We start from the raw sequence: 21,626 nt of genomic DNA, 5'->3' as shown, positions 1-21,626 counted from the left end.
AACAGCAGATGACGAAGAGAACCTTACAGTTGTTAAAAAGGACAACACTATTGATTTCAGCTTGAACAAAGACCTAGTTGGCTTAACTTCAGTAGAAACGACAGATGGTAAAGGCAACACCACTACACAAACAGCAACAGGAACCACAGTTACCGACGGCACCAATACAACGGTATACGGATCGAATGGTCTAAACATCAACAACGGTGAAGTGACTGTCGGCAAAGATGGTTTAAATGCTGGAGGTGTGACAGTTGGAAAAGATGGAATCAATGCCAATGACAAAATCATCACCGGTGTTGGTGAAGGTTCAGTTGCAGCTGGTTCGAAAGATGCAGTCACTGGTGGTCAAGTTGACACGATCAAAACTGATCTAGAAAGCCAAATTGCCAAAGCAGGACAAGACGGCAAAGATGCAACAAACAATGTAGGTCAAAGTACAGCGAATGCATTGGGTGGCGGAGCGAAATACGATTCAGCTACAGGTAACATCAGTGCACCGAAATATACAGTCAATGGTGTAGATAAAACCAATGTCGGCGATGCAATCAGTGCGTTGGATGCAGGTTGGAACCTAGCAAGCAATGGTACAGGCAGTGCAGCGATCAAAGCTGGCGATACAGTTGATATAGGTACAGCGAATAATGAAGCGAATCTTACAGTTGTTAAAAAAGACAATACTATTGATTTCAGCTTGAACAAAGATCTAGTTGGCTTAACTTCAGTAGAAACGACTGATGGTAAAGGCAACACGACGATTCAAACGGCTACAGGAACCACAGTTAAAGATGGAACCAATACGACTGTTTATGGTGCGAATGGTCTAAACATCAATAACGGTGCAGTCACTGTAGGCAAAGATGGCTTAAACGCAGGTGGTGTGACAGTTGGCAAAGATGGTATCAATGCCAATGACAAAATCATCACAGGTGTAGGTGAAGGTTCAGTTGCAGCAGGTTCAAAAGATGCAGTGACTGGTGGTCAAGTTGATACGATTAAATCAGCACTTGAACAAAAAATTGCAGATGCGAACGGCGCAGCAAATGCAGGTTGGACAGTGAAAGCAAATGGCACTAGCCAAGTGATTAAGCCAACTAAAGCGGTTGAATTTGCAGGCAGTAGTAACATTGATGTCAATCAAGTAAACGATACGGATGGTAATGCAAAACTATCAGTTAAGTTAAAAGATGACATTACTGTGAATTCAATTAATGCTGCTGGTAATGTATTGAATGCAAATGGATTAACCGTAGGAAATACATCGGTTACTTCAGGTGGTGTTTATATTGTAGGTGGACCAAGCCTCAGTTCGGCAGGTATCAATGCTGGTAATAAAGTGATTAGCAATGTTGCTGCAGGCGTGAATAAAACTGATGCTGTAAATAAAGATCAATTTGATACAGCGATTAACAATGTAATGACCCAAGCTAGTCAAAATAATGATCAAGCAGCGAAGTATGACAAAAATACTGATGGTACGATCAATAAAAATCAACTCACATTAGAAGGTGAAAATGGAACAATTATTACCAATGTTAAAAATGGTAATGTTGCTCAAGGCTCTAAAGATGCTGTGAATGGTGGTCAACTTGCAGAGGTGCGTGATAATTTACAAGGTCAGATTACTCAAAATAGTTCAGATATTACCAATATCAAAAACGACATCAATAATGGTGCTTTAGGTGTTGTGAAACAGAAAGATCCTAATGGAGAAATTACAGTAGGTGGTGATACTGGTGGTGCAACAGTCAATGTGGCAAGTAAAGATGGTAACCGTGTAGTGACTGGAGTTGCTAATGGTAAAGCAACCAATGATGCAGTAAATGTTGGACAACTTGATACTGTAGCTAAGTACCTTGGTGGTGGTGCAGGCTATGACAATATTACTCAAAGCTTTACTGCACCAAGTTATACAGTCGGTGATAAGAAGCTTGATAATGTCGGTGGCGCGATAGATGCGTTGAACCAAGCGGATCAGGCATTGAGTAATAAGATTGATAATGTGAGCAATAAACTTGACGATGCATTCCGTATCACCAATAACAAAATTGATGATGTAGAGAAAAAAGCCAATGCAGGTATCGCAGCTGCAATGGCACTTGAGTCAGCACCTTATGTCCCTGGTAAATATACCTATGCAGCAGGTGCGGCATATCATGGTGGTGAAAATGCTGTCGGTGTGACCTTACGAAAAACGGCTGATAATGGACGTTGGTCAATTACTGGTGGCGTTGCAGCAGCTTCACAAGGTGATCCAAGTGTCCGTATTGGTATCAGTGGTGTCATTGACTAAAAAATCACAAGGAAGGTCTTCGGATCTTCCTTTCTTCCCTATTTTAGAGAGATAAAAAATGAAAACATTGAATAAAAAAATTCTGTTTAGTGTAATCAGTGGTCTTGTGATGTCTTTTAGTCATGCCGTTGAGTCACCAATCAATGATCCTCAAGAAGTACATTTTCCTGATGTAAAAGACAGTTACTTAAAGCAAGTCAATCGTTATGAATACGACAATGTTGCACGTTTAGATCAGGGTTTAACCAAGGATCAAATTCGTCATATTTTGGGTGAACCACATTTTTCTGTGGGGTTATTTGCGGTTAAAACATGGAATTATATCTTAGATATTCGAGAACCCAATTCAAACCAATATAAGCGTTGCCAGTTACGGATTGATTTTGATAAAAACTATTTATCTGAGAATTTGAACTGGAAAGGTGAGCAATGCCAAGGGCTTATGGCTTGGGGAGTCAATAATCAATCTGATACAGAGCAGACAGATTTAGTGCAAACAGATCACTCTGCAAGTATTCTATTCTATTTCGATCATGCAGACTTAAAAGGGGTGAAAAATCCAGAAGTCATTGGAAAAGTTGCCAGCCAAATCAAACAACGTAATGCAAATAAAAAAATACTTGTCGCAGGTTATACTGATCGTTTAGGATCAATTCAATATAATCAACAGTTATCAGCAGCAAGAGCGAATACAGTTGTAGAACTATTGAAACAACAAGGTATTCCTGCGGATCAGATTGAATATTCGGCCGAAAGTAAAACTGATGTATATCAAAAATGCACTGAGATGAATAAAAAAATTCAGCTGGTTGAATGTTTAGCCCCAAATCGCCGAGTGAACATTACATGGTAAGCAAAAAAGTGTAATGAAGATAAAATTAAATTTGGTGAAACAATGAAAAAGAGATTCATACCTTTAGGTTTATTGATAACAATATCGATGTCAGCGTGGGCTGATAGAACAACGGTAATCGACCTATTAAAGCAAACGTCAAATTGGGGATTAGTCCAACCAGGGACAATGTGTGTTGAACAGTATCATTTTATGCCTTCAGGTGAAGTGTTTATTGAGAGTAATCAAGAACGAGTGACAGGGACATATAGCTTCCTTTCAAAAGACAACGGTTTTGAACTGCCTGCGGTGGTGATTAGCCTTGTCACAGATAATCAGCAGCCTGATTGTGTAGGAAGTAGAGTTAATCAATCAGGTACATCTACAACCAATTTTTTAAAGAAAGAGTCGGATAAAAAAATATATTTTTGTTTAGATGCTTTAGGAAAAAACTGTCCAGTCTACTTACGTCCAAATAACTAATATCTGATTTATAACGATATAAAACTTAGAGAGAAATGAATGAAGAAAATAGCAATTGCGGTGCTTGGTCTTGGATTGGTTTTTCAAGCACAAGCTTTTGATAAAAAACAAGTTAATTTAACTAATGACTTTTGGGGTACATGGTCTATATACAATGCGAAAATGCAATGTACTGAAACTTACCAATTTACCAAGCCTGGACAATTCAATTATAGTGCTAAACAAAAGAAAATGACGGGTGATTTTGCGATATTGAGAAGTCAAGCAGCACAAGATTTAGATGTTTTAGCGATGAAGGTCAAAACGGATAATAAGCAACCGAGTTGTGGCAATCAAGCTGTTGACTATACCAATGCTGATATTCGTTTAAGTTTAAAATGGCTTTCTGCTAAAACTGCTGAACTTTGTATTGATGCTGCGGGTAAGCAATGTACAGGGCTGTATTTGATTAAACAGAAATAAGATTGTTCAAATGTTAAATCTTAAAAGGCTTCTTCGGAAGTCTTTTTTATAAAATAAAATTTAGGTTAAATTAAATAATAATAAATTTTTTTTATTAAAAAATAAAAAATTATTCATGCAAGTGGTGTGTTTTATCGGATGCTATAGCGTTATATTAAACATCAATATTCAATTTACCTATAAAGTCTGTTGAAATAGAACATAACACGTCTTGTTTAAAAAAAGAGCGTACATAAGAGCATTGGCTCTATGTGAACTTATAGTATGATGTGTATATATTTCGACTGATTATCAGTTTTATTCTGCCAAAATGAATTCAATCATTCATTTCAGCTCAAATATTGTTGGAAATTATAATGCCAGATTATCGTTCAAAAACATCGACACATGGAAGAAATATGGCTGGTGCGCGTGGCTTATGGCGCGCAACAGGAATGAAAGATGAAGATTTTGGTAAACCAATCATTGCAGTGGTCAACTCATTTACCCAATTTGTACCAGGTCATGTTCACCTTAAAGATTTAGGCCAATTGGTTGCTCGTCAAATTGAACAAGCGGGTGGTGTGGCAAAGGAATTTAACACCATTGCTGTGGATGATGGTATTGCCATGGGGCATGATGGCATGCTCTATTCACTGCCTTCACGTGACTTGATTGCGGACTCTGTTGAATACATGGTCAATGCACACTGTGCAGATGCGATGGTCTGTATTTCAAACTGCGACAAAATCACCCCAGGGATGTTGATGGCATCTATGCGTTTAAACATTCCAGTGGTATTCGTTTCAGGCGGCCCAATGGAAGCGGGTAAAGTCAAAATTCGTGGCAATGAACACGCAATCGATCTTGTTGATGCGATGATCGTTGCGGCAGATGACAGTTTTACTGATGAAGAAGTCAAAGAATACGAGCGTTCTGCATGCCCAACCTGTGGTTCATGTTCAGGTATGTTTACTGCCAACTCGATGAACTGCTTAACTGAAGCATTAGGTTTATCTTTACCTGGTAATGGTTCAACACTTGCAACTCATGCCAACCGTAAAAAATTATTTGAAAAAGCAGGTCAATTAATCGTAGAGATCACGAAACGTCACTATGAGCAAAATGACTACAGCTTGCTACCACGTTCAATTGCCACTAAAGCAGCGTTTGAAAATGCGATGACTTTAGATATCTCAATGGGTGGTTCAACCAATACCGTACTTCATTTATTGGCTGCGGCAAATGAAGCCGAAGTTGACTTTACCATGACCGATATTGATCGTTTATCGCGTAAAGTACCTGTACTGTGTAAAGTTGCACCTGCGAAACAAGATGTCCATATGGAAGATGTTCACCGTGCAGGCGGAATCATGTCGATCTTGGGTGAATTAGACCGTGCAGGATTATTGGATACTTCTGTGCCTACAGTACATGAAAAAACCTTAAAAGATGCTTTGGACAAGTGGGACATTATCCGTACTGAAGATGAAGATGTTTACAACTTCTTTAAATCCGCACCGGGTGGTGTACCGACGCAAACTGCATTCTCACAAGACCGTTATTATTCTCGCTTAGATGGCGACCGTGAAGGTGGTGTGATCCGTAATGTTGCACATGCATTCTCACAAGATGGTGGTTTGGCTGTACTTTACGGCAACATCGCTTTAGAAGGTTGTATTGTAAAAACTGCGGGCGTTGATGATTCAATCCTCAAATTTAATGGTACAGCTCGTGTATTTGAAAGCCAAGATGCTGCGGTAGAAAGCATTCTAGGCGGTGGTATCAAAGCGGGTGATGTGGTTGTAATTCGTTATGAAGGTCCACGTGGTGGTCCTGGGATGCAAGAAATGTTGTATCCAACCAGTTATTTAAAATCAAAAGGTTTAGGTAAAGACTGTGCGCTATTAACAGATGGTCGCTTCTCAGGTGGTTCGTCAGGTCTTTCGATTGGTCACGTTTCTCCTGAAGCAGCAGAAGGCGGTGCTATTGGTTTGGTTGAAGATGGTGATTTGATCGAAATCGATATTCCAAATCGTACGATTAATTTAGCTGTAGATGATGCAACTTTGGCTGCTCGTCGTACTGCACAAGAGGAAAAAGGTTGGCATCCTGCTGAACCACGTCCTCGTAAGATTTCTAAAGCATTGAAAGCATACGCAATGCATACGACAAGTGCATCGAAAGGTGCTGTACGCGAAATCTAAGTTTTAAACTTTATTTACATCATTAAAGCACTCACAAGCTGGGTGCTTTTTTATTGTATTGACCGAATTACGTCACTTTTCGTAGGTTTTAGGATATTGATCATTGTTAAAGGAATTGTTATAAATTTTTCGTGATCTGATTTAGATTATTTTTTTCAGCATCTCCAGTCAATGAATGATATGCTTGAACGAGTTTCACTCACGTATTTTTATTTATTCAGTGCTTTTTAGAGGCCCCCACATGTCACTGTTACGCCGTTGGTTTGATCCAATCCGATCGAGTTGGTTTTACCAGAAACCTGTTCGACAAGAGGTGTTATCTACGGAGCAAGGGCTGAGTATTTATTTGCGTTTGGATGATGTTTATAGTTATCTTGCGGTTCAGCAATTGCCGCAATTAGAAGAAATTTTAAATGATGATTTGAAACCATTGAAAGTCATTATTTCCAATACTTCAGCAGAACCCCCCAATGGCATGTCTATAGAAGAATGGCGCAATTATAGTTTAGAAGATGCCAGAATCTTAGCAAATCAACATCGTTTTAGTTATGACGATGAAAAACCAGAACAACCCACTCCAGAAGCATTACAACAAGCGGAAACAATTCTGAGAAATACACCGCTTACAGGTCAGAACTTTCTATATTTACTCGAAGATGTGTTTCATATGTTGTGGCAACAGCAATATGGCAAATTGCGTACATTGTACGTGATGGCGAGTAAGCATCAAAAACCACAAAGTTTTCCCGAACGAATTTTTGATCAGACCCCTGTTTTAGAAAGTTATTTTGAGTTTGGTGGTCGTAAATACCACGCGGTTGATGATTTATTACGTTTAACCCGCCGTTTAAAACAGCAAAAACTTTTAATTGATAATCCAATTTTCCTGATTAATCACATTGAATGGCGTGAACATTTGATGAGTGATGCAGAAGAGCTTGCTGAAATTCAAGCCATGCATCCAGAGTTGGATTTATATATTGCTTTAGAAGACCCGATTAGTTGGTTGTTATTGGCTTATATCAAAGAAGAATTGGCAAATTATTATAATATTCAATTGAATTTGCACCCTTTAAGTTATCACGGTCGGGACTTTTTTGATTGGAGTTTGGCGACGCGTCTTTCTAAACGGACAGAAGTCAAATTCACGCCATTCTGTCGTCCAACTGTGGACAGTACACTCAATATGGCACGACTTTATTATAGTGTGCCTGAAGAACAACGTATTGATGCCATGTACGACATTTTACAAGCAGTGTGGACCAAAGGACGTGATTTATCCTTTAAAGCGCATGTGCAGCAAATTCAGCAGGATTTGGGGATCGAAAAACTGACTGATGAGGATGTGGAAGCCTTATTAAAAACTAATGATCAATTGTGTGCTGAGAAGCATCAACCTGATTTTCCTGTTTTAGAATTGCGTATTGAAGGAAAACGTTACGTATTTAATAGTTTATATCGTGTTTGGATGATTGAAAGTATTTTCAGTAATGTGTTAGAACAGAAGTATAAAGCAGAAAATGAGCAAGAAAGAGCTCAACACATCACGCAAGATCAGGATATAGAAGAAACCAATGATGAAAAAAGAGAAATGTGAATCTTTAGAGCAAGTCCGTGATCGCATTGATCATTTAGATCAAGAATTGATAGAGTTAATTGCAACACGTCAATATTATGTGGATCAAGCGGTTCGATTTAAGCGTACAGCTGAAGATGTACAATCTCCTGAACGTGTGCAACAAGTGATTAATAAAGTTCGTCAAAAGGCGCTTGATGTCGGGACAAATCCTGATTTAGTTGAGATGTTGTATCGCGAAATGATTCAGCATTTTATCCAACGAGAATTAAAAGAGATTCGTCCTTAATATTGAGCGTATTGTTTTTGATTGAGCAAATCGCTCACATTGATCAGAAGTATAAACAGGAAAATAGCCATGTCTGGCATTCGCATTGCAGGTGAAAGAGAACGTAGCGCTACAGGAAATAATAAAAGATTGTCACGTGCAGAATTGAATGAAATTAAACGTGCAATAGAAATCGAAAATTCAAAAGCAAAACGCCGTGGGAAAATTCCAAAACCTGCACAAGTTGTTCGTTTTCATTGCGGATGTAATTGCTTTTCGATTCATGTTTTATAGTCATATAAATTTAGCCTCAACTTTTTATTGAGGCTCTCTCCTAAAAACAGTGATTTTTCAGTTTTTCACTTTGACGTAGCATTGCTTCAGAATATTGAGGTGATGACGTTATGATGGGTTTTGTAATTGCTGTATTTGGCATTGCAGGAATGATTAAAGGCACGATTGGTTTAGGTTTGCCTGCTGTGTCGATGGGGTTATTAAGCTTAGTGATTAGTCCTTTCCAAGCAGCGACTTTATTGATTATTCCCTCAATGGTGACCAATTTTTGGCAACTCTTTGCTGAAGGCAATGTTTGGCGTTTAGTGCGGCGTTTTTATCCCTTATTACTCGGAATTATCATTGGTTCAATTTGGAGTATTTTCCCAACCTTAGGACATTCACAGGGTGGTTTTCAGAGTGAAGCTTTATTGGGGGGAATGCTAGCACTCTATGGATTGTATGGGCTATTTTCCAAAAGCATGCCCAATCTTGCACCACATGAAAAATGGCTTTCTCCGATCATGGGTTATTTAGGTGGTGCTTTGACCGTTGCAACAGGTGTGGTGGTGATTCCCGTTGTACCTTATTTGCAATCATTACAACTTAAACGTGATGATTTAGTTCAATCTTTGGGTTTGGCTTTTACGGTTTCAACAATTTGTTTGGCGGTATTTCTTCATTTAAATCCAGTGGAAAATACGCCTATTGATTATAAATTATCTCTTATTGCACTCATTCCTGCATTGATTGGAATGTGGGTGGGAACCAAGATTCGTTATCGCATTCCAGAGCAAAAATTTCGTAAAGTATTCTTTTGTGGCTTGGTGATTTTTGGTTTGTATTCAGTGTTTCATCAGTTTGGTGTGATTTAAAATCCATCTAACAATCTAATCCAAAATTAATTTTGCTTTCTGTGAAATTAAAAATTGGGCGAAGTGTTGATATGCCGTTGGTAGTTGATCAAAGTTTTGAGCTGCCAAAAGTAATTCACGTTTTGCCCATTCTCCAACCAATTCAATTTGATGAAAATGATAAAGCTGATTTAAACGTTGTGCTGCGCGTTTTGGCATAACAGCTACACCAACGCCACTGGCAACCACTTGAGCAATCGCAGCGAAGTTGGGTAGCCTAAGACGATATTGAATTGCACAATTGAGTAATTTCGCTTGATTTTCAATAGATTGTTGTAGTGAGTGATATTGCATCAGCCCAACAAATGGATAGCTGAGAATGTCAGCCAATTGCAATTGTTTGGTTTCTTTGAGCTGATGATTGGGTGGGCAAATCAGCACCAAGGGATCATCAGAAAATTCTAAAGTTTGTAATTGATGATGATTAAAGAAGCTCGAAATTAAACCAAGTTTAGCAACGCCTTTTTCGATATTTTGGATAATATCACTACTTTCAGCTTCTTGTAGGTCGATTTGAATATGTGGATTTTCGACTAAATACTGGGGTAGGAGTAGGGGAAGATATTCACTCTGTGCGGAAGAATTACACCACAAGGTCATTTGCGTGGTTTGACCCTCTGCAAAGGCTGACATGGCTTGTTCAAGCTTTTTACCTTGTTGGATCAACAATAATGATTGTTCCGCAAATGTCTGTCCAGCAAGTGTCAGTTTGACACCCGAAGCATGGCGCGTAAAAAGTTGTGTTGAGTATTGTTGTTCGAGTTTTTTAATGCGTTCGCTGGCTGCTTGTAATGAGATGGATGAACGCTCTGCACCTTTGGTTAGGCTACCTGTATCCACAATATTGAGGAAGAGTTGTAGATCAAAAAAGTCTAGGCGCATGGTGGTCATTGGATTATTTATTTAGCGTGATTATAGCTGAGTTAATGCACAGATGACGGTGTTGTTACTCATATCTATTTACTATTTTGTGATTAAAAATGCATCGGTTTATTTTATTATATGTAATGATGAGTCTCAAATGAGATACAAAAGTGTGAGTAATATTATGACTTCACAAACTTCTATGTTGCATGTACGAATTGATGATGAAACTAAACTACAAGCACAGCAAGCTTTGAAAGCAATGGGATTATCTGTTTCTGATGCTGTCCGAATTTTTTTAACTCGTGTTGTTGCTGAACAAGCCATTCCATTCGATGTACGTGTACCGAATACTCAAACTGTCGCGGCAATGAATGAAGCAGATGAGTTGATTAAAAAGAAAAAAGCACGTTTTGAAACTGTAGAAGAGTTGTTCAATGAGCTCGAACAAAACAATGAAAAATAAGCGAGCTGTCTTAGTGAGTTATTCTGACAAGGTTCAAAATATAAACCGATAAATTCATATGATATTTTATTCAAAACCTCAACAAAAAAGCTCCCTCAGGAGCTTTTTTAACATTTGTTGATGCGATTACATCAATTTCACACCTTGCTGACCTGCAGGGGTAACTTTGAAAATTTCCACTTCAAAGGTAATGTTTTTACCTGCCAGTGGATGGTTGAAATCCACTTCAGTGATGTCTTCACCTACAGTTTTGATCACACCAAATAAGCTTTGCTTGGCTTTATCTTCAAACTCCATCATGTGACCTTCAACAGGACGCTGTTCGAATTTTACAGTGTCAAATTTCTGCACATTTTCAGGATTCCAAGGGCCGAAAGCATCTTCAGGCGGAAGGCTAACGGTACGACGGTCGCCTGCACGAAGACCAAATAAGGCTTTTTCAAAACCTGGCAATAAACTGCCATCGCCCATGACTAGGCTCACAGGCTCTTCACGGCTACGGGTATTGTCAATTTCAACGCCATTTTCGATCGCAACAGAAAAATGAAGATCTACTTTTGAACCATCCGCAACGCGGGTTTCTTCATTCGGATTAATAATTTCGTCAGTCATTTTGCGCTTTCCGCATTTTGAATACGTTTCTTTTCTAAAAAGAAAGTATCAATTAACAATAAAATGGTACCTAAGGTGATCGCACTATCTGCAATATTGAATGCAGGGAAGTGATGGTTTTGGTAAAACACATGAATGAAATCGACCACATAACCTAAGCTGATACGATCAATCAAATTACCAATCGCACCACCAAGAATCAAAGCAATCGCCATCGGTAAAATCACCGTACTTTTTGGCATACGCATCAGCCAAAAAATAAAAATGATGGATACAATGCCTGCTAGACCCGTAAATAAATAATGTTGCCATCCACCTGCATCGGACAAAAAGCTAAAGGCTGCGCCGTAATTGTGTAGCAATGTCCAATTTAAAAAGGGCAATACAGGTACAGGATCTGCATAAGTCAAATGTGTACTTGCAATGTTTTTTGTCCACTGATCAATAATGATGGCGAGGACAGAAAGTCCAAGCCACATTAAATTGTGTGGATAAAACTGGAATAAACCCTTTTTATTCTGTGGATTAGGCATATTTTCTCTCTTCGCCTTGACCTGTAGGAAGGTTGATAATACAACGTGCGCACAGTCCTGGATGTTCAAGATGTGTATTTACATCAGGCAGAACATGCCAGCAACGTGCACATTTTTCACCTTCAGCTGCTGACACTTGAACACGTAAGCCTTCAAGATCAGTGGCTTCGCCTTGTGCAGCATCAAAGTCTTTTACAATCACAGTTGAAGTGATCAAGACAAAGCGCAATTCATCACCGAGTTGATCCAATACTGCTTTCAACTCAGGATTTGCCCAAAGTTCTACTTTGGCAGACAGGTTAGAACCGATCAGTTTGGCATTTCGTGCAGCTTCGATTTGTTTGTTCACGGCTGATTTAACCGTGATCAAGGTTTGCCAATCTGCTTCTGAGATCAGGTTCGCAGTTGATGAAACTGGAATGTCATACCATTCCGCAGTAAACACATATTTTTCAGACTGTTCAGGGATCAATGGCCAAGCTTCTTGCGCAGTGAAGCTCAAGATTGGTGACATCCAACGTACAAATGCTTGAACCAAATGATACAAGGCCGTTTGTGCAGAATGACGTGCTTGTGAATCCGCTTTAGTGGTGTACTGACGGTCTTTGATGATGTCTAAGTAGAAACCACCTAAGTCATTGATACAGAAATTGGTCAAAGCATTGGTCACGATATGGAAGTTCATATCTTCATAAGCTTGCTGAATGGTTTTCTGTACATCAGCCGCACGTTGCAGGATGTATTGATCAAGCGCGATCAATTGATCGACTGGCAAGCAGTCTGTCGAAGGTTTGAAACCATTCAAGTTTGCTAATAAGAAACGTAAAGTATTACGGATACGACGATAACCATCAGACGCACGGCTGAAGATTTCTTTACCAGCCGTCATTTCATAACGATAGTCGGCAGAAGCAATCCAGAAACGTAAACCATCTGCGCCCATATCTTTGATGATGTCTTGCGGGGTAATGATATTCCCGATTGATTTAGACATCTTGCGACCTTTCTCATCCACCACGAAACCGTGAGTAAGAAGAGCTTTATATGGCGCACGTTTGTTGATCGCAATTGATGTTAACAATGATGATTGGAACCAACCACGATGCTGGTCAGAACCTTCAAGATACAAATCCGCAGGATCTTGCAATTCTTCACGTTCACGAAGTACTGCATAATGCGTTGTTCCAGAGTCGAACCATACGTCTAAAGTGTCACGTACTGCATTGTATTGTTCCGCATCTGCACCGATAAACTCAGACGCATCACGGTTATACCAGCCGTCAATCCCTTCTTTCTCGATGAGTTTGGCAACTTCTTCGATCAACTCAGGAGTACGTGGATGCAACTCATTGGTGTCTTTATGCACGAAGAATGGGATTGGCACACCCCAAGTACGTTGACGTGAGATACACCAGTCTGGACGACCTTCGATCATCGACTGGATACGGTTTTTACCCCAGTCTGGGACAAAGCCGATCTCATTTTCAATGGCATTCAAAGCATCCTGACGTAAGCCTTTATTATCCATGCTGATAAACCATTGTGGTGTTGCACGGAAAATAATTGGTGTTTTATGGCGCCAGCAGTGTGGGTAGCTGTGCATGATTGGCACATGTGCCCAAAGCTTGTTGCTTTCGCTCAATGCTGCAATGATTTGTGGATTGGCTTTGTAAATGTGCTCGCCTGCAAAAATCGGTGCAGTCGGTAAATACACACCATTACCGCCTACAGGATTGTCCACTTTCAAGTTGTACTGTAAGCCAACTTTATAATCGTCCACACCATGACCAGGGGCTGTATGTACCGCACCTGTACCACTGGTTGCAATGACGTGTTCACCTAAAATCACAGGCACTTGACGCTCTGCAAGCAATGGATGTTGCAGTTTTAAATTCTCAAGTTTTGCACCGACAAAGTCCGCCAATACTTTTGGATTTTCAAGTTTGTAACGCTCACACGCAGACTCAACTAAATCTTTAGCTAAGATTAGGTTCTGTGTACCACGTTCAGTTTGAACTTCAACCAGTTGGTATTCAATTTCAGCATGCAAGGCAACCGCTTGGTTCGCAGGAAGCGTCCAAGGCGTAGTTGTCCAGATCACGATGTCTGTAGGATTGGATACAGTCACACCGACTTTTTCAGATAGATCAGCAAGATCAACTACACCGAAACCGACATCAATTGCATCCGATTTTTTGTCTTTATAGTCGACTTCAGCTTCAGCCAATGAAGAACCACAGTCCAGACACCAGTTGACAGGTTTAAGACCTGGTTCGATATGACCTGCTTTGGCAATTTCACCCAATGAGCGAACGATGTCCGCTTCTTGTTTGAAGTTCATAGTCAAATAAGGTTTGTCCCAATCACCAAACACACCCATACGCACGAAATCTTTTTTCTGTAATTCGATTTGTGTATTGGCATATTCACGGCAAGCTTTACGGAAAGTAGAGGCATCAACTTTTACGCCCACTTTACCGACTTTTTCTTCAACTTTCAGTTCGATTGGAAGACCATGACAGTCCCAACCTGGTACGTATGGCGCATCAAAACCGTCCATGACACGGCTTTTAATGATGATGTCTTTGAGGACTTTATTGACCGCATGACCCAAATGAATCTGACCGTTTGCATACGGAGGGCCGTCATGGAGCACATATTTTTTCTTGCCAATACGCGATGCACGAATCTGCTGATAAATGTTGTCGGCATACCACTCTTCCAACCATTTCGCTTCACGTACTGCGAGATTTGCTTTCATCGCAAATTCAGTACCTGGTAGATTCAGCGTAGATTTATAATCCACAGCATTTTCAGGAGTTTGCTTATCGCTCATGCAAGTTGTCTTCCAATATTATCAGCACCATTGCTGACGCGTTTTTACAATAAAAAATCGGGTTTAAAAAGGAAATTTGGGGGTGTTTTTACGAAACTCAAGCAGTCGCTCGACATCATCATCAATTCCCGCTTGTAGCGCTTCAAGAGATGGGTAATTTAATTCACCATGTAAATAGTCGAGGAAAGTGACCCGCATCAACAGACCATACAGATTAGCAGAAACATCAGGAAAATGTACTTCTAATCGCCATTCTGGATGTTCCTGTTTAATCGCTGGGCGCGTACCGACATGACCTGCACCATACAGTGCATTTTCTTGGTAACCCTGAACGCCCAATTTAGCAGGATTGTCTGCTTTAACTTTGTCGGTCAATGACAGGGTTTCACACACCACATCCACGCCATAAATACCATTGAGACATGGACGATGGCGTCCCATGCGCACATTAATGGTTGGGAAATTCAGCGTGCGCCCAATTTGATCGCCATATTGCACACGACCCGTCATGCTATAAGGACGACCCAACAATTTTGCAGCCAGTGATAAATCACCTGCTTGTAAGACTTGGCGAATACGGGTCGAACTGACACGTTCACCATTAAAATCAACTGTATTTAAGTTGGTGACAGCAAAGCCATATTGTTTTAAAAATTCGCTGTTGCCCTGACGGTTTTTTCCAAAATGAAAATCATCACCCAATACCAAGCTTTGTGCATTCAGTTGATTTTTCAGTAAATCAGCAAATTCTTCAGCGCTTAAACTACGGAATTGATTGTCAAATTTAGCAATCGCAATATAGTCCACACCCAGCTCAGTTAAATATTCTACTTTTTCTCTGAGTGACGTAATACGTGGCGGTGCTTCATAGCCTTTAAAGAACTCTAAAGGTTGAGGCTCAAAAATCATCACCAAGGTTTTTAAATTTTGTGTTTTGGCAACGTCTTTCAGTTGTGAAACCATGGCTTGATGTCCCAAATGGACACCATCAAAATTGCCGATCGTCACTGCGGTCGGAGGCAATTGAAAATTCGGTGCTAAGGCATTTAGACGTAACAGCTGCATGATTTCAAAATAAGCTTAAAATTTGAAAGGTATATATTGCCATATTCTCACAGTTTCGTCTTTGTTGTTGTGTTTTTATCCAGAAAAAATTATTGATAATTTATTTTATATCAGGAAAATTGATTCATTTTATAAAAACAAATCAATTTTATTTATTAATAGTGGCTTTTATAATCAATTTATCTGCTGAAATGAGGATGAAGCGATGCAAAAGCCATTTTATCAATTGAATCAAACGCGAGACGTGATTCGTCAGTTTACTCCGAATTGGTTCACCATGACTATGGGTACTGGTGTGGTTGCCTTGATCATATCTGAATTTCCTTTTGCGCATGAGTTGTTTTGGGCATTAGGTACAGGTTTGTGGCAATTCAATACTTTATTATTTTGCGCATTTAGTGTGCTCTATATTTTACGTTGGCTGATTTATCCTCATGAAGCACGGCAGATTTTTTCTCATTCTAGTATGGCACTGTTTTTAGGGGCGATACCGATGGGACTCGCGACAGTGATCAATGGCTTTTTAAAATATGGTATCGCGCTTTATGGTGATGTTGCGGTGCAAATTGCGCAAAGCTTGTGGTATCTCGATGCAATTTTGGCTGTACTGATCGGAATCATTGCGCCATTTTTCATGTTCAGTCAACAAAAGCACGAATTGCAGACCATGACTGCGATGTGGTTATTGCCAATTGTAGCATGTGAGGTTGCTGCAACTTCAGGTGGTTTATTATTGGCACATTTACCTGCAGGACAGCAAGCGGTTGGGATTCTATTCGCCAGTTATGTGTTGTGGGGCATGTCTGTACTGCCTGCCTTTGGAATTTTGAGCATTTTGATGTTGCGTTTGGCATTGCATCAATTACCAAGTAAAGAGTTGGCGATCACAGGTTGGTTGGCTTTAGGACCGATTGGTACAGGTGCTTTGGCATTGTTAGTTTTAGGGGCACAAGCACCACAAGTTTTAGCCTTTATTCAGATGCAGCAACTGGGTGTGTTCTTCCAAAATGCAGGCATCGTGGCAAGCTTTATCTTACTTGGTTTTGGGATTTGGTGGTTTGCGATTGCGATTTTAACCACACTCAAACACGCTGCCAAAGATTTACCATTTAATCTTGGTTGGTGGGGTTTAACTTTCCCATTGGGCGTATTCACTTTGGCAGTGTTGAATTTGGGTCATCAAATCCATGTCAATTTTATTGTTGATGCAGGTTTGGCATTTGCTGCAATCTTGATGTTGCTTTGGGTGATGGTGATGGTGAAAACCGTGAAAGGCATGTACCAAGGACACCTATTCTTTTCACCATGTTTAAAGGCGTTGTTGGAGAGAGAACAGGCTTAGTGGTTGATTAGCAAGTTATTTAAAAGCAATCCAAAAGTTATTTAGATGATTTAAAAACATCAAAGCCCTTAGTCATTTTATGTTAAGGGCTTTTTTGATTGTAATTCATTTGAGTTTGAAGCAATTATTCTTATTTTTAAATTCTTAATTCTTTGATCTAAGTATGAATTGTGAAATAAAAAAGCAGCCTTTCGACTGCTCTAAAACTTTCAATTGATTATTTTAAAATTATTCTGACTTATCGTTTAAACTAAAGAACCAGTTCAAGATCAAGGCTGCAAAAGTTGCAGTTCCGATACCACCTAAGTTGAAATCACCGAACTGAAGGGCAAAGTCACCTGTACCCAAAATGATGGTCACTGCTGCAACCGTTAAGTTTTTATTCTTGGAAAAATCAACTTTATTTTCGATCCAAATCTTCGCACCCGCAATGGTAATTAAACCAAAGACAACAATCGAAGCACCTGTCAGAATCGCGGTTGGAATGGTATGAATGATTGCCCCAAACTTTGGAGAAAATCCTAAGAAAATCGCAAAAACACCTGCAATTACGAAAACAATGGTTGAGTAAACACGGGTGACTGCCATGACACCAATGTTCTCACCATAGGTGGTCATACCGGGTGCACCAACACCGCCTGACAGTGTGGTTGCAATACCATCAGCAACAAAGGCTTTACCAATGTGTGGGTCAAGATTTTCACCTGTCATGGCACTGACAGCTTTGATGTGACCAAGATTTTCAGCAACAAGAATCAATGCAATTGGGGCAATGATCAGCATTGCATTGACATCAAAAACAGGTGCGTGGAAAGTTGGCGTACCAAACCAAGCCGCTTCTTGAATCGGTGCAAAGTTAATTGGTGTACCATTTCCCATGACATTAGACACAATGAAATAGATCAAATAAGCCAATAATAAACCGACCAATAATAATAGACGTTGCAATAAACCTTTGGTGAAAACAGCAATTGAACCCATACACAGTACGGTGACCAATGCCATCCACATATTAAAGTTGTTGCCAGCAACACCTTTGACGGTGACGGGTGCAAGGTTTAAACCGATGATCATGACCACAGCACCTGTAACCACAGGTGGCATGAGTTTTTCAATCCATTTGGTTCCTGTTGCCATGACAATAAAGCCGAAAATCGCATACAAAATACCGCATGCCATGATCCCGCCTGCGGCATGGGCAATATTCAGATTGGCTGCGCCTGTACCAGAAGCTGCATAACCTGTTGCTGCAATCACCACACCAATAAAGGCAAAACTAGACCCTAAATAACTTGGAACTCGTCCACCTGTCATGATGAAGAACAAGATGGTACAAATCCCTGACATTAAAATCGCAAGGTTCGGATCAAAACCCATTAAAAATGGTGCGAGTACAGTGGCACCAAACATGGCAAATGCATGTTGAATCCCCAAGACTACACTTTGCGCAGGGGGTAAATATTCATTGGTTCCTACAGGTCTTGCATCGATGCTGCCAGTATAAGGACGCCATTTGGGAAACCAGTTGGACATAAAATGAGCACTCGAAAGACAAATTGGACACATCATACGCTTGTTTGAAGTCAGTTTTAATCATTTTAGTCAAACTAAGGGCTTGCATTTATTAGGGAAAATTGATGTTTTATACCAAGTGGTCAAATAATTAAAATGTGTTAATAAGTAAAATCAAAGTATTAAAAATTGTAAATGTGAAAACATACTCGAATTGAATATTTTGCAATTGCTTAATTTTTTTTCATCCAAATGTTTGGTGATTTTATTTTTATTGATGCAGTCGACATTTTTTTAACTTTATAAGTAAAAACGAGAAATATACTGGATATTTCTCGTTTAAATTTAGAACAATCAGATCAACCTGTATTACGTAGACCTGCCGCGATCCCTGCAATACTGACCATCAGTGCATGATCGACAGGCGTATGTTCAGCTTGCTTTTCAGCCAAATAGGCACGACGACGTTTCATTAGTTCAGCTTGCAATAAATGTAGCGGTAATAAGTACGGTTTACGCACACGCATGGCTTGGTCTAATACTTCATTTGAACTAAGAAGTTTAGATTCGCCTTTCATTGCCAATAAAGTTTGTACGGCATCATGTAAGCGTTGGCGTAATTCAGCACCGAGTACTTTTAAGTCTTCGTCATCAGTCAGATGTGCTTCATAATATAAGGCAATATTAGAATCTGCTTTAGATAGTACCATTTCCAACATGTCGATCAAGGTTTGGAAATATGGCCATTCAGCCAACATTTCATCTAAAACTGCTTTTTGACCTTGACCAATCACTTGGTTAATTGCCGCACCAGTACCGAGCCATGCTGGAAGCATCAAACGGATTTGTGTCCATGCAAATACCCACGGAATAGCACGTAGCGATTCAATCCCCCCACTGACTTTACGTTTCGCAGGGCGTGAACCAAGCGGTAACATTTGTAGTTCAAGTTCGGGGGTGACAGTACGGAGATATTTCACAAAATGCGGATTTTCACGCACCGTTTGACGATAAACCTGTACCGATAAATCAGTCATGGTATGCATCAAATCTCGCCATTCTTGCTTTGGTTCAGGCGGTGGTAATAATGTCGCCTCAAGTGTCGCAGCTGCGTAAATTTCTAAATTCTGTAAGGCAATTTCTTCTAAACCGAATTTAAAGCGGATCATCTCGCCTTGTTCAGTGACACGAATCGCCCCTGAAATTGAACCCGGTGGTTGTGAGAATAAGGCTTGTTGTGTTGGAGCACCACCACGACTGATTGAGCCACCACGACCGTGGAACAAGGTCAATTGAACGCCGTGTTGTTTGGCAACAGCTGTTAATTCTTCCTGTGCGCGATACTGTGCCCAGTTGGCTGACATGAAGCCTGCATCTTTGGCAGAATCCGAGTAACCAATCATCACTTCATGTTTACCTTGAATATGCTGTTTGTACCAATGCATATTGAATAAGGTATTCATGGTGTCGGCAGCACCATCCAAGTCTTTGAGTGTTTCAAATAATGGCACAACACGTAAAGGATGCTCGATGCCTGCTTCTTTTTGCAGCAATAAAACCGCCAACACATCACTGGCATATTCCGCCATGGAAATGATGTATGCGCCTAAACTTTCCTTTGGCTGTTCTGCCAAGGTACGCATCGTAGCAAAGACTTCTTGTACATCTGGATGCTGAATCAAGCTACCCGCAGGTTCATTTAAATGTTTTGGCAACAATGGACGCTTGCTTTGTAATTCTTGAATCAAGAAGTTTTGACGGGCTTGTTCAGTCCACGTTTCAAAATTCCCCAGTCCTAAATATTCGGTAATGGCTGAGATCGCTTGACGATGACGACCTGATTCTTGGCGAATATCCAATTTCAGTAATTCAATACCGAAACAATTTACACGGTAGATAAAGTCGAGCAATTTACCATTGGCAATTTCAGGTAAATTACATGCCATCAATGAGCGATAGCAAAGTAAAAGCGGTTGTAATAATTCATCTTTATGACGAATGATTAGACTACGGTCGACATCTGAATGCAGTCCACGCAATTTGTCTGCGAGCCATTGACGTGTTGCTTTTAAGCGTTCGCGGGTTGAGCGCAAATATTCACGATATGGTTCAGGATGAGTTTTACCTAAAGCTTGAGTGAGTTCATTTGAACAGGCTTCAATCGACAATTCCCAACGTAGGTCTTCAATATCACGGACATATAAGTCAGCGGCTTTCCAACGCGATAACCATAGTACTTCTTGGGTGATGTGATGTTTTACATTTGGGTTACCATCACGGTCACCGCCCATCCACGAAGCAAAACGAATTGGAGAAATATCCAGTGGTAATGGTTTTTCACAATTGTCTTGTACCAAACCGTCTAACTCACGAATGAATTTTGGCACTGCATTCCACAGGGTTTGCTCAATTGTGGTGAAGCCCCATTTTGCCTCATCGACAGGCGTTGGACGGTGCTGACGAATTTCATCGGTTTGCCATGCTGAAACGATCAGCTGTTTTAAATCTTCCAGTACTGCTACACGTTGTTTAGGTGTCAGTTTTTGCTGATCAAAAGTTGATAGACAATTGTTAATGCCATCATATTTTTGGATCAGGGTACGACGACTGACTTCTGTTGGATGCGCAGTCAGTACCAGTTCAATTTTAAGTTCACAAATTTGTTGATACAGTTGCGTTGTGCTGATGTTCTTATTTTTAAATTGTTCAAACAGTGGAATTAACACGTTCGGCGAAGGTTGAGCTTCTTCAAACTCACTTTGGCGACGGCTACGTACCACATGATATTGTTCTGCGATATTGGCAAAGTTTAAGAAGTGTGAAAATGCACGGGTCAGTGGCAAGATTTCATCATCTTTTAGATTGAGAAACAGTTGTTCAAGTTGTTTTTCTGCCTCAATTTGACCATCTCGTGCGCCTTTGGCTAATGCACGAATTTGTTCAATTTGATTAAACAAATCTTGTCCTGCATGTTCCTTTAATGTTTCGCCTAAAAGGTTTCCGAGTAAGCGTACATCTTCACGCAGTGGAGCATCAATTTGTTGAATCATCTGTCACTCTCCAGTTCTTGTTCTTTCGACTATAACTCGATTTGTTCACATTCCAAGTG

18 protein-coding genes are annotated in these 21,626 nt (G+C 40.1%); 11 read left to right on the top strand and 7 right to left on the bottom strand.

Annotated elements, in window-relative coordinates; genetic code table 11:
* From EXE10_RS11255 to EXE10_RS11215, 9 genes are all read left to right on the top strand, one after another.
* On the top strand, positions 1–2,293 hold a 2,293-nt coding region (locus EXE10_RS11255), incomplete at its 5' end, for a YadA-like family protein (protein ID WP_171478503.1).
* Between the two features lie 58 nt (positions 2,294–2,351).
* Entirely contained in the window at positions 2,352–3,146 is a 795-nt protein-coding gene (gene tpgA / locus EXE10_RS11250; protein WP_130113423.1) for a trimeric autotransporter adhesin/peptidogylcan-associated protein TpgA, read from the top strand.
* A 42-nt stretch (positions 3,147–3,188) separates the two neighbouring features.
* Positions 3,189–3,608 (top strand): hypothetical protein, encoded by a 420-nt coding sequence (locus EXE10_RS11245; protein ID WP_130113422.1) that lies wholly within the window; start codon positions 3,189–3,191, stop codon positions 3,606–3,608.
* 39 nt (positions 3,609–3,647) lie between these two features.
* Complete coding sequence (locus EXE10_RS11240; RefSeq protein WP_130113421.1) at positions 3,648–4,070, top strand: hypothetical protein; 423 nt, start codon at positions 3,648–3,650, stop codon at positions 4,068–4,070.
* 356 nt (positions 4,071–4,426) lie between these two features.
* Positions 4,427–6,256 (top strand): dihydroxy-acid dehydratase, encoded by a 1,830-nt coding sequence (gene ilvD, locus EXE10_RS11235; protein ID WP_068973343.1) that lies wholly within the window; start codon positions 4,427–4,429, stop codon positions 6,254–6,256.
* Between the two features lie 241 nt (positions 6,257–6,497).
* Entirely contained in the window at positions 6,498–7,853 is a 1,356-nt protein-coding gene (locus EXE10_RS11230) for a hypothetical protein (RefSeq protein WP_130113420.1), read from the top strand.
* Positions 7,834–8,121: a chorismate mutase gene (locus EXE10_RS11225; RefSeq protein WP_068973406.1), complete on the top strand. Its 288-nt coding sequence runs from the start codon at positions 7,834–7,836 to the stop codon at positions 8,119–8,121. The genes EXE10_RS11230 and EXE10_RS11225 overlap by 20 nt, the downstream gene beginning before the upstream one ends.
* A gap of 69 nt (positions 8,122–8,190) precedes the next feature.
* Positions 8,191–8,394, top strand: a complete 204-nt coding sequence (locus EXE10_RS11220) for a hypothetical protein (RefSeq protein WP_068973345.1) — start codon at positions 8,191–8,193, stop codon at positions 8,392–8,394.
* 110 nt (positions 8,395–8,504) lie between these two features.
* Positions 8,505–9,248, top strand: a complete 744-nt coding sequence (locus tag EXE10_RS11215; RefSeq protein WP_130113419.1) for a sulfite exporter TauE/SafE family protein — start codon at positions 8,505–8,507, stop codon at positions 9,246–9,248.
* A 15-nt stretch (positions 9,249–9,263) separates the two neighbouring features.
* On the opposite strand, the gene EXE10_RS11210 is transcribed toward EXE10_RS11215, so the two are convergent.
* Complete coding sequence (locus tag EXE10_RS11210) at positions 9,264–10,169, bottom strand: LysR family transcriptional regulator (RefSeq protein WP_130113418.1); 906 nt, start codon at positions 10,167–10,169, stop codon at positions 9,264–9,266.
* Between the two features lie 166 nt (positions 10,170–10,335).
* Between EXE10_RS11210 and EXE10_RS11205 the strand changes: the two genes are divergently transcribed.
* Positions 10,336–10,617, top strand: a complete 282-nt coding sequence (locus EXE10_RS11205; RefSeq protein ID WP_068973347.1) for a type II toxin-antitoxin system RelB/DinJ family antitoxin — start codon at positions 10,336–10,338, stop codon at positions 10,615–10,617.
* A 126-nt stretch (positions 10,618–10,743) separates the two neighbouring features.
* On the opposite strand, the gene EXE10_RS11200 is transcribed toward EXE10_RS11205, so the two are convergent.
* The 4 genes from EXE10_RS11200 to ribF all read right to left on the bottom strand — a co-directional run bounded on the left by EXE10_RS11200 (position 10,744) and on the right by ribF (position 15,663).
* Complete coding sequence (locus EXE10_RS11200) at positions 10,744–11,229, bottom strand: FKBP-type peptidyl-prolyl cis-trans isomerase (RefSeq protein WP_068973348.1); 486 nt, start codon at positions 11,227–11,229, stop codon at positions 10,744–10,746.
* A complete protein-coding gene (gene lspA / locus EXE10_RS11195; RefSeq protein WP_087553349.1) occupies positions 11,226–11,762 on the bottom strand; it encodes a signal peptidase II in 537 nt (178 codons plus the stop codon). Before lspA ends, EXE10_RS11200 begins: the two co-directional genes overlap by 4 nt.
* Entirely contained in the window at positions 11,755–14,598 is a 2,844-nt protein-coding gene (gene ileS, locus EXE10_RS11190; protein WP_130113417.1) for an isoleucine--tRNA ligase, read from the bottom strand. Before ileS ends, lspA begins: the two co-directional genes overlap by 8 nt.
* Before the next feature lie 63 nt (positions 14,599–14,661).
* Positions 14,662–15,663 (bottom strand): riboflavin biosynthesis protein RibF, encoded by a 1,002-nt coding sequence (gene ribF, locus EXE10_RS11185; protein ID WP_068973351.1) that lies wholly within the window; start codon positions 15,661–15,663, stop codon positions 14,662–14,664.
* A gap of 205 nt (positions 15,664–15,868) precedes the next feature.
* Between ribF and EXE10_RS11180 the strand changes: the two genes are divergently transcribed.
* Entirely contained in the window at positions 15,869–17,005 is a 1,137-nt protein-coding gene (locus EXE10_RS11180; RefSeq protein WP_130113416.1) for a TDT family transporter, read from the top strand.
* Between the two features lie 228 nt (positions 17,006–17,233).
* Here the strand turns inward: EXE10_RS11180 and EXE10_RS11175 are convergent, their stop codons facing one another.
* Both EXE10_RS11175 and ppc read right to left on the bottom strand, forming a co-directional pair.
* A complete protein-coding gene (locus tag EXE10_RS11175; RefSeq protein WP_130113415.1) occupies positions 17,234–18,538 on the bottom strand; it encodes a solute carrier family 23 protein in 1,305 nt (434 codons plus the stop codon).
* A 338-nt stretch (positions 18,539–18,876) separates the two neighbouring features.
* Positions 18,877–21,567 (bottom strand): phosphoenolpyruvate carboxylase, encoded by a 2,691-nt coding sequence (ppc, locus tag EXE10_RS11170; RefSeq protein ID WP_068973354.1) that lies wholly within the window; start codon positions 21,565–21,567, stop codon positions 18,877–18,879.
* Positions 21,568–21,626: the final 59 nt, after the last annotated feature.

It is taken from the genome of Acinetobacter sp. WCHAc060033 (assembly GCF_004209125.1).
Taxonomy (GTDB): domain Bacteria; phylum Pseudomonadota; class Gammaproteobacteria; order Pseudomonadales; family Moraxellaceae; genus Acinetobacter; species Acinetobacter wuhouensis.
This window is presented reverse-complemented; position numbering and strand designations above follow the sequence as displayed.

Coding starts and splice junctions, on each gene's coding strand:
- EXE10_RS11225 (WP_068973406.1), top strand. CDS start 7,834: ATGAAAAAAGAGAAATGTGAATCTTTAGAGCAAGTCCGTGATCGCATT.
- EXE10_RS11180 (WP_130113416.1), top strand. CDS start 15,869: ATGCAAAAGCCATTTTATCAATTGAATCAAACGCGAGACGTGATTCGT.
- lspA (WP_087553349.1), bottom strand. CDS start 11,762: ATGCCTAATCCACAGAATAAAAAGGGTTTATTCCAGTTTTATCCACAC.
- tpgA (WP_130113423.1), top strand. CDS start 2,352: ATGAAAACATTGAATAAAAAAATTCTGTTTAGTGTAATCAGTGGTCTT.
- EXE10_RS11175 (WP_130113415.1), bottom strand. CDS start 18,538: ATGTCCAACTGGTTTCCCAAATGGCGTCCTTATACTGGCAGCATCGAT.
- ilvD (WP_068973343.1), top strand. CDS start 4,427: ATGCCAGATTATCGTTCAAAAACATCGACACATGGAAGAAATATGGCT.
- EXE10_RS11220 (WP_068973345.1), top strand. CDS start 8,191: ATGTCTGGCATTCGCATTGCAGGTGAAAGAGAACGTAGCGCTACAGGA.
- EXE10_RS11205 (WP_068973347.1), top strand. CDS start 10,336: ATGACTTCACAAACTTCTATGTTGCATGTACGAATTGATGATGAAACT.
- EXE10_RS11210 (WP_130113418.1), bottom strand. CDS start 10,169: ATGCGCCTAGACTTTTTTGATCTACAACTCTTCCTCAATATTGTGGAT.
- EXE10_RS11230 (WP_130113420.1), top strand. CDS start 6,498: ATGTCACTGTTACGCCGTTGGTTTGATCCAATCCGATCGAGTTGGTTT.
- ribF (WP_068973351.1), bottom strand. CDS start 15,663: ATGCAGCTGTTACGTCTAAATGCCTTAGCACCGAATTTTCAATTGCCT.
- EXE10_RS11200 (WP_068973348.1), bottom strand. CDS start 11,229: ATGACTGACGAAATTATTAATCCGAATGAAGAAACCCGCGTTGCGGAT.
- EXE10_RS11215 (WP_130113419.1), top strand. CDS start 8,505: ATGATGGGTTTTGTAATTGCTGTATTTGGCATTGCAGGAATGATTAAA.
- EXE10_RS11240 (WP_130113421.1), top strand. CDS start 3,648: ATGAAGAAAATAGCAATTGCGGTGCTTGGTCTTGGATTGGTTTTTCAA.
- ileS (WP_130113417.1), bottom strand. CDS start 14,598: ATGAGCGATAAGCAAACTCCTGAAAATGCTGTGGATTATAAATCTACG.
- ppc (WP_068973354.1), bottom strand. CDS start 21,567: ATGATTCAACAAATTGATGCTCCACTGCGTGAAGATGTACGCTTACTC.
- EXE10_RS11245 (WP_130113422.1), top strand. CDS start 3,189: ATGAAAAAGAGATTCATACCTTTAGGTTTATTGATAACAATATCGATG.